The organism is Calothrix sp. CBUCES-K 9914, assembly GCF_059640475.1.
On sequence record NZ_JBXXZH010000349.1, the window covers coordinates 1 to 7,988 of the forward strand.

10 protein-coding genes are annotated in these 7,988 nt (G+C 38.5%); all 10 read left to right on the plus strand.

Features of this window, described 5'->3' with window-relative positions:
- Positions 1–690: 690 nt before the first annotated feature.
- The 10 genes from AC2JBO_RS40810 (at position 691) to AC2JBO_RS40855 (ending at position 7,700) form a co-directional block, all read left to right on the plus strand.
- Positions 691–1,377, plus strand: coding sequence for a hypothetical protein (locus AC2JBO_RS40810; RefSeq protein ID WP_496959336.1), 687 nt, complete (start codon positions 691–693; stop codon positions 1,375–1,377).
- A gap of 11 nt (positions 1,378–1,388) precedes the next feature.
- Positions 1,389–1,898: a hypothetical protein gene (locus AC2JBO_RS40815; protein WP_496959337.1), complete on the plus strand. Its 510-nt coding sequence runs from the start codon at positions 1,389–1,391 to the stop codon at positions 1,896–1,898.
- Positions 1,885–2,994, plus strand: a complete 1,110-nt coding sequence (locus AC2JBO_RS40820) for a hypothetical protein (protein ID WP_496959338.1) — start codon at positions 1,885–1,887, stop codon at positions 2,992–2,994. Before AC2JBO_RS40815 ends, AC2JBO_RS40820 begins: the two co-directional genes overlap by 14 nt.
- Positions 2,995–3,281: 287 nt before the next feature.
- Positions 3,282–3,668, plus strand: a complete 387-nt coding sequence (locus tag AC2JBO_RS40825) for a hypothetical protein (protein WP_496959339.1) — start codon at positions 3,282–3,284, stop codon at positions 3,666–3,668.
- A complete protein-coding gene (locus tag AC2JBO_RS40830; RefSeq protein WP_496959340.1) occupies positions 3,665–3,889 on the plus strand; it encodes a YrrC family ATP-dependent DNA helicase in 225 nt (74 codons plus the stop codon). Before AC2JBO_RS40825 ends, AC2JBO_RS40830 begins: the two co-directional genes overlap by 4 nt.
- 125 nt (positions 3,890–4,014) lie before the next feature.
- Entirely contained in the window at positions 4,015–4,239 is a 225-nt protein-coding gene (locus AC2JBO_RS40835) for a hypothetical protein (RefSeq protein ID WP_496959341.1), read from the plus strand.
- A 202-nt stretch (positions 4,240–4,441) separates the two neighbouring features.
- Positions 4,442–4,609, plus strand: a complete 168-nt coding sequence (locus AC2JBO_RS40840) for an ATP-binding domain-containing protein (RefSeq protein ID WP_496959342.1) — start codon at positions 4,442–4,444, stop codon at positions 4,607–4,609.
- Positions 4,610–4,862: 253 nt separating this feature from the next.
- Positions 4,863–5,204: a hypothetical protein gene (locus tag AC2JBO_RS40845; protein ID WP_496959343.1), complete on the plus strand. Its 342-nt coding sequence runs from the start codon at positions 4,863–4,865 to the stop codon at positions 5,202–5,204.
- 128 nt (positions 5,205–5,332) lie between these two features.
- Positions 5,333–7,057 carry a MobV family relaxase gene (gene mobV / locus AC2JBO_RS40850; RefSeq protein WP_496959344.1) on the plus strand — a complete coding sequence of 575 codons (1,725 nt, stop codon included), beginning with the start codon at positions 5,333–5,335 and terminating at the stop codon, positions 7,055–7,057.
- Between the two features lie 286 nt (positions 7,058–7,343).
- A complete protein-coding gene (locus tag AC2JBO_RS40855; RefSeq protein WP_496959345.1) occupies positions 7,344–7,700 on the plus strand; it encodes a beta/gamma crystallin family protein in 357 nt (118 codons plus the stop codon).
- Positions 7,701–7,988: the final 288 nt, after the last annotated feature.

Below are 7,988 nucleotides of genomic sequence, written 5' to 3' on the forward strand. Positions count from 1 at the left end.
TTGTTGCATTTTTTCGCTACTGCCTAGGTTTATACTTTACTGTTAAGGTTGTAATATAATGCAATGCATCATAAAAAAGCAAACACACTCCTAGTGTGCCCGCTATATACATCCTAACAACTAATTTGCTGTTGGCAACAGAAACGTAACAGTAAGCAAAACTTGCTACTGCTAAAAAATAACCCCAACTTCACTGGTCGGGGGTCGATAACTTGTGGAAATTATTATGACGCAAAACAATGTACAAATTCAAGCACTATGGGCATACAAATCGGCGCCTTATCGATAAACGTAGTTTTAAAACCTTGAGAACAGCGCGCGTGTATGACAAGTACAAATAGTCCTGAAGGGAGTGAATATCCCTAACAGGACAACAAATAAATGCAATAGGAATCCAGAATATGCCAATTCAACAGATATTAACTACGTCTTTAGACGTATATTTTTTAGCGTGCGTTGTATCTTCCACAACATCTATAAACGGTGAGGTGTAGGCGCCGTGAAAAATATACAAGGCAAATTTTACTCATTACAAAGCGATTTAGCAAAATTAACCGCAGCGAGAACTACCTGCAAGGAATTCAACATTACTGTGACTTTTGAGGAGGTGTAGCAGCAATGGGGAAATTTTATATTGTGTCAAATGAATTATCTAAAAAGCTCAGAAAGTCAAAGCTTTCAAGAAATGAAATGAATTTGTGGCTTTATTTAACTGAGCAAGACCCCTTTGGAGATAAATACTGGGAGCTTCCTCCGACCTTAGAAATTACCGAAGAACTTGAGATGAGTAAAGCGTCGTATTTCCGTGCGCGCGCCAGGTTACAAGAACTTGGGTTATTCGATTTTCAAGAACAAAGGGTTGATTGCAGAAATTTAGCTGGAGTCTCAAAAATGAGACTCGACGATCAAAAACTTGACTCCAAGTCTCAAAAAAACAGCTCTGGGTCTCAAAAAAGCAGCTCTGAGTCTCAAAAAAGAGAAAATCAAGACTCGAAACCCTTACCTAATAAAGATTCGGGCACGTCTCATACTAATAAGACTTATAAAGACTTTGCAGACTCTCTCTCTGTCGAGGAAAGAGAGAGTTTTTTAGAGTTTGGTGTAAAGATGGCGAGTGATCTTCCCAAACCTCCACAGCTTCCTAAAAAGTGGATCGTCAAAAATTGGGAGGAAGTAAGAGACAAATGGTTACTCTCACGTAATAAACCTTCGACTGAACAGACTCACAAATGGGCAGACCATCCCAACCGCGAGGAATGGTTAAACGAAATCAACCAACTCGGTGCCGTAACTTTCATGTGTGATGACGAGGGGAACGTAAACCCTGAGCGTCAAGAATTTTTTGAATGGGCACAAAAAGCTGGCTTGATTGAATGAGGGTGTAACAAATGATGGATGAAGAGTTTGAACAAGTATTACCTATAACAGTTCGGCGTGAAAGCCTTCCAAAACCCGAAGGTGAAGAAATTTATAAAATGCCAACGTGGAATTGTTTCTGTTGTCACGATACTGGCTGGGTACAGTATCACCTAGCTAAACGTAAAATTAGGGGCTACAACCCAACCATACACACCAATCCAGCTTGTCAAAATTGCAACCTTGGTTCCAGATGGGTACACCTTAAAGGCAACGTTGATAGACAGTTAACTAAAGTTGATTGTCAAAAATTAGACCGTATCGAGCGTAAGAACTGGGAAGAAACAGCAAGATTGCAGTTTGAAGGTTTCCAGAAAAATAAGGAATTAATTGATGAAACTCTTTCACAGCTTGCTATTCGTAAGAGTTTAAGAAAGCGTGCGCGCACCATCGAACAAGAGTCACAAGCACAGTACAAACACGATTTAGAACGTAGTAATAGATACGAACTTAGAAAACGGAGGCAAGATGGCGAAGCGTAAGAAGTCTACCACTCAATCAGAATCACTGTTTAATACAGGCGCCTATAATTCTCAAGGCAATATCAAGCATGACCCTGCTTGGGATAGTGGCGCCGCATTTCCAGAAGTTTATAAAGTTACTACTGAATCAATGAATACTGATGAACACTATGTTTCCCCTAGGAAAAATTTTGATTCATCAGAAGTAGTAAATAATACTAATAATCTTGAACATGTTTCCCCTAGGAATGATGAAAACACTTGTGATACTTGGAATTACAGGTATTTTGGCGACGAACCAACACGGAGTATAGATTCTAATGGACAGCTATCAATATTCTTTGATCACTCTGATGAGGTGCCTGATCCAGATGACTACCAATCAATCACTGAGTATGAAACTGCTTGGAAACAATGGCAACAAGATCAATCTAGGTGCCAGGAATCCCAAACTAATGTACTAGATGAGTCGAAAAATTTACCTCAAGAATTACATGTAATAGATGCAAAAAATTTCATAAGGGATAGTGTTAACGATGATACATCTGTTGTTGATTCGCTTGAAGTTGAATCACTTGTACTGTTAAATAGCAATAACAAATACCTAGGGGAAACTTTACAGAATGATGCATCGGTTGGATTACTACAGAGTAAGTCTGATGTACTGGTAGATAATGATAAAATATTCCTAGAGGATGAACAGTATAAGCATGAATCCGTACCAGTTTGTGATTTAGATATACAGTTAGACACAGAAAGATTTTTAAATGAAACTTACAAGGCCGGTAGGCAACGCAGAGGCTCTTTAACCAAAACTATAGAGCAGAAAACTTTGAAGAATGGAATAAAAGCATCGTATCCACGAGTCATAGGTGACCGTGACCCTGATAACGTTAAGCACTGGCGATGGTCTTACTGTTGGGAAGAAAAGATTGATGGACAGTGGAGAAATCGTACTCTTTATGTTCCAACAGGCGCCGTCTCTTTAATAATTGGGATGCAGAACAATTACTGTAGTGTGGACGAGATTATTAGCTTTATTAAGAAGAGTAAAGTTAAAGGCGAAAAGAAAGAAAAAGTCAAGGGTAAAAATGATAACCAAAGCAAGCAAGCATAAGACTAAAAAGAAAAAACCTAGACTGCTACAAAAAGGAGCCACTTTTCAATACAGGTGCCTACTCTTCTGGAAAAACAGGAGATCTTAACCACACCAAATGTGACTCTGCTTGGGATACTGGTGCCGCCTTCCCAGAAGTAAATAAAGTCACTACTGAATCAGAAAATATTGATGTACACAATGTTTCCTCTAGGAAAAATTTCAATTCATCAGAAGTAGTAAATAATACTGATTAAATTAAACATCTTTCCCCTAAGAATTATGAAAATACCAGTGATAGGTGGGATTTGAGGTATTTCGCTTCTGAACCACCACTGAGTATAGACTCTAACGGACAGCTATCGATATTCTTTGATCACTCTTATGAGGCGCCTGAGCCAGATGATTACAAATCAATTACTGAATATGAAGCTCCTTTGAAACAATGGCAACAAGATGAACTCAAGCGCCAAGAATTCCAAACTAATATACTAAATGAGTCGAAAAATTTAGCTCCAGAATCACATGTAATAGATGCAAAAAAATTCATAAGGGATAGTGTTAAATATGATACATACAAATTTGAAAGTTTCCGTATACCCGGCACCTTAAATTTTTTATCTGGAAATAAACTTAACTGGGCGCCTGGTTGTATAGGGGGCGCCGATCCTTCAAGGGGAAGTTTTAACTGTTGAGGTTCATCATTACTGGCGTAATTGAACGTCTAACTTTTTATAGCGAAGAATCAGGTTATATCGTTGCGCGTTTACAACGACCCGATGCCCGTGACCTGACTACAATTGTTGGTAATTTTGCTAATATCCAGCCAGGACAAACACTGCAATTAACTGGTTTCTGCAAAGAACACCCTCAAACTCAGAATATAGATACAAAGCGGGTGTTATTCATGTATTGAGTGAAGGTGCCGAGGATGGACACTGTTACTTACCTCAGATATAACTAGTACAAAAACTAGTCCAACTTTTAAAAACAGACGACCATAACCCCAAGGAAGAGTCTGCCGAACTAATTATTCGTAATATGGGACTTGAAGATGAGTTAATCCGAGAATCAGGTGCCGATAAAAGTTTACTTTGTTACAAGCCAACATCCTTCCATACTGAACAAAACCTTACTCAACTAACGCCGATATTCCTCGTGTTCAAACTTGGGTTGAGAGATTTACAAACGCGCGCAAAGTTTAATTATCTCTACAGCAGCAACAAGCAGTTGAGATGGCTGTCAATACCAATACTGCTCGGTTAAGGACATAGCGTAACCTGAAACCCTTATAATATCGTTGTTTATCATGCTGAAAAAAGCTTAACCGAGCAGTATTGAGATGGCTGTATATTCTATGATTATTCTGACCTTAATGAGTTAACACTTGCTTTTGCTAAAATAGTACATAAGTTTTAGGAGGTCGGAATATCCGGTAGTAATTCTACCTTTATATACTTAACACTACATGATGCTAAGTCGTAATTTATTTTACACTGGACTAACTCGTGCCAAAAAACTTGCAATTATAGTTGCTGCTAAGAAATCGATTTCAATTGCTGTACGTTCGGTTAATCAGCAAGAGCGTTACACTCAGCTTAAACAAAGACTAATTCAATACTCTATTAATTCTTAATTATTTTTTTTACTTGTTAATAATTTTGTTTTTTATATAATTGTTTGCCGTTTGATGATATAATCTTTTTTTCATTCTTTTTACGTATAAGTATATTAATTTTTTGTGTAAGCAATAACTTAATACACATTGCTACTGATTGTTTACATATTTTTACGCGCGCTTCCATGCGGTATGGGTTATAGGCGCCCAAGAGGATATAACTAAGAACACAATTGCGAGATAATTATTTTGTTAGTTTGCTTGTAAATTTATGGCTAAAGGATTTGGTCTCAAACCTTCTGAACAGCTAGGTTATGCATTAGTCCTTCTCCCCGAAGCGAATGCTTATGCTGCAAAGTTGTCGATTGATGACGGTAGCGGAGAAGAATTTATTGGTGTCACCAATATGTTAAAGTCCGCACAGGTTTGGAAAACTCAAAAACAAGTTAAGCAAGCAATAGTTAAGTATGCGGATTTTATAGAAGAGCGATTACAAGGTTGTACAGAGGTGGACATTGCAATTAAAGTTGTTAAGCGTTCGGGCGACGGTAAGCTAAACTCCGAACTCGTTGAGACGTTGTTTATAACACCCGGTGAGTTGGAGAGTTATTAGTATTTAACCGCGCGCTTTCTAAGTAACAGATAACAAAAGTACACGAATTAAGTAAAGAAGTAAGAATATTTGTTGACAAAATAATATAGGTTGTAGCTGTGTCCTCGCATGGTGGGAAGATGCTTGGTATGACTAACTTTGCAGTTTGCCGAATCCAAAAGATAAAAAGCTGGGCTTCGCTAATTAACAGTGCGATGCACACAACACGCGCGCATGAAATTGAGAATGCTGATTTATCTGTAAAGAATGTTTCGTTAATTGATGGCGCCAACGATAAGGACATCAAGGAAATGTTTATGGAAAAAATCGGCGCCCAAAAGATACGCTCGAATGCAGTACTGGCAATCGAGATGCTACTCACAGCTAGTCCTCAATACTTCCGACCGGATAACCCGGAGCAAGCAGGGTTTTATATTCAGGAACGAGTAGATAATTTTGCTGCTGCCTGTACCGACTGGTTATTAAATCGTTATTACAGTAAGGTTGTCCAAGCAATAATGCACCTCGATGAATCAACTCCACATATTCACGCTTACATAGTACCGTTGGATAATAGAGGAAAACTTAACGCTAGAGAATTATTCCACGGTCGCTATAAACTCTCAGAATTATTAGATAGTTTTGCGCGCGCGGTTGAACACTTGGGTATTGAACGCGGTATCAAGGGAAGTAAAGCAAAGCATACAGATATTAAGAAATATTACGCTGCGGTAAATTCTAAATCTCACCACATCAACCTTGAGGATGTTTTACCTGATGAAGAGGAAGTTGCATCGATTTCTGAGTACCGCGCGCTCGTCAAAGAAATTCTCCAACCTAAATTAAATGTTCTAAATAACCAACTTGTACACCAAGAGTTAAAACTTCGAGAGAAACGTAATATTGAACAAACTGCACAAAATAGTGAACGGGAGCGGCGCCAGTTAGAAGCGCGCGTGCAAAATTTATCATGGACTCTCGAACTCTGGGAATCTCAAGCTAATTTACTTCGAGACATACCTTTAGAGTCAGTAGCTTACCATCTTGGACTTCATCCGCACCCAAAATACCAAGGTCGTTGGGTAAGTGCGAACCACAGTATCAATATTACTGGTTCAACTTTTTATGATTTTATCGGCGCCGAACATGGAGGAGGAGGTGCCATTGATTTAGTCATGCATCTACTAAATTGTAATTTTAGGGAAGCAGTTGCTTGGTTATATGAGATTTTTGGGGAGTCGGAAACTTTGCGCGCAGTTACTCATCGTGCGAGAGAAGAAGCTGCTGTAATCATCGCCACTGAAAAACCTAAACAATTTGTGGCGCCTGTACCAGATAAAAGTAAATGGGGTGGAGTTAGAGAATATTTAGTGCAGAAGCGTAAATTACCCGCTGCTCTTATCGATAACCTACATGCGGCTGGGTTAATTTACTCTGATGAAAAACAAAACGCTATATTTTTAATGCGGTCACTACCGGACGGGGAAGTTACAGGCGCCTTTCTACGTGGAACTTATGGATATAACAATTCTTTTTATGGACTTGCCAAAGGTAGTAAACGTAATAAAGGATGGTTCCACTTTACTACTGGTGGACAAGGTGAAGATAAAATCGCGCGCACGGTTCTCACAAAATCTCCAATCGAAGCATTATCTGTTGCGGTGTTAAACAATTCCTTGCTGGAGAAGACTATTTATATTGCTGTTGATAACGTGCAGTGTGTACCAATAGAATTTTTAAGCTACTTCAAGGAAGTTGTTGCAGCTTATGCATCGGAGGAGATAGCAGGCGCCGTATTGAAAGTTTTACCACAAGCTACCCGACTCAAACCTTCATGCCAAGATTGGAATCAACAGTTGATTTTAATGAGATAGCTTTTGGTGGCACCTGAATCAATTCAATTGTATAAACCTAAGAGACCATATAACACAAGCTCAAATACCCCGATGGTAAATATATATCATGTCAGATGAAAAAAAAAGTGGCGTTGTGTCTTACCTAAATTTAACTAAATTTAGCAGAAATACTCAAATAAACCTGATTTGACAATACTCAATTTCACTCAACAATTCAATTATGCCTTCAAGCATACTATGAATAGAAAGCAATATTAAAGCTTTTCAATCACAACTAAGTAATCACAAATTCCGGAGAAAAAAGATGAAAGACAATCAGCATGAACAATTGTTTCAGGAACTTAGCAATGAGGTTGCTGCTATCTGTACTGGAGGTGCAGCATATTTATACAAGGATGATGGATTTAAAGGGAGGGTGCTAACGTTTACTGAAGGTACTGACGACCTTCATTGGTATGGTTTCAACGACGAAACCTCATCTATTCAGATTACAGGGACTACTCCTTGGATATTTTATCAAGACACATACAATAGAGGTAAAGCTGTAGTACTCGACCCTGGCTCCTATAACAAATACCAATTAGCACAATTGGGAATCAAAAATGACTCGATTAGTTCTCTCATTCGAGCCGATCTCGATCCGACCGGAGTACTCGTTTAGTTCTCTCAGACGGATAATTCCTCTTAGAGTTCCTCTGTTGTAAGATTTGGGGTATTAGTAGTATCAGAACAGAAAATCGGGTTAAGCTTAAAAGTCTTATTGCCAGGGCAAACGCACCTTATTTTTACAATCCTTACGGGATAAAGGTTTTAGCCATTATTTAGTTTTGTAACTAAAATCTGAAACTCTCGCTACGTAAGGCTTACAGAATTTAGATGCGTTTGCCCTGGTCTTATTGCATAAGGATTTTATTGAGAGTTGTAGTAGCTCATTTTTGAAATCGTTAAC

Bases quoted from the DNA above. Each gene is read 5' to 3' on its own strand.
- AC2JBO_RS40810 (WP_496959336.1), top strand. From the start codon at position 691: ATGAATTTGTGGCTTTATTTAACTGAGCAAGACCCCTTTGGAGATAAA.
- AC2JBO_RS40815 (WP_496959337.1), top strand. From the start codon at position 1,389: ATGATGGATGAAGAGTTTGAACAAGTATTACCTATAACAGTTCGGCGT.
- AC2JBO_RS40820 (WP_496959338.1), top strand. From the start codon at position 1,885: ATGGCGAAGCGTAAGAAGTCTACCACTCAATCAGAATCACTGTTTAAT.
- AC2JBO_RS40835 (WP_496959341.1), top strand. From the start codon at position 4,015: ATGGGACTTGAAGATGAGTTAATCCGAGAATCAGGTGCCGATAAAAGT.
- AC2JBO_RS40840 (WP_496959342.1), top strand. From the start codon at position 4,442: ATGATGCTAAGTCGTAATTTATTTTACACTGGACTAACTCGTGCCAAA.
- AC2JBO_RS40845 (WP_496959343.1), top strand. From the start codon at position 4,863: ATGGCTAAAGGATTTGGTCTCAAACCTTCTGAACAGCTAGGTTATGCA.
- mobV (WP_496959344.1), top strand. From the start codon at position 5,333: ATGACTAACTTTGCAGTTTGCCGAATCCAAAAGATAAAAAGCTGGGCT.
- AC2JBO_RS40855 (WP_496959345.1), top strand. From the start codon at position 7,344: ATGAAAGACAATCAGCATGAACAATTGTTTCAGGAACTTAGCAATGAG.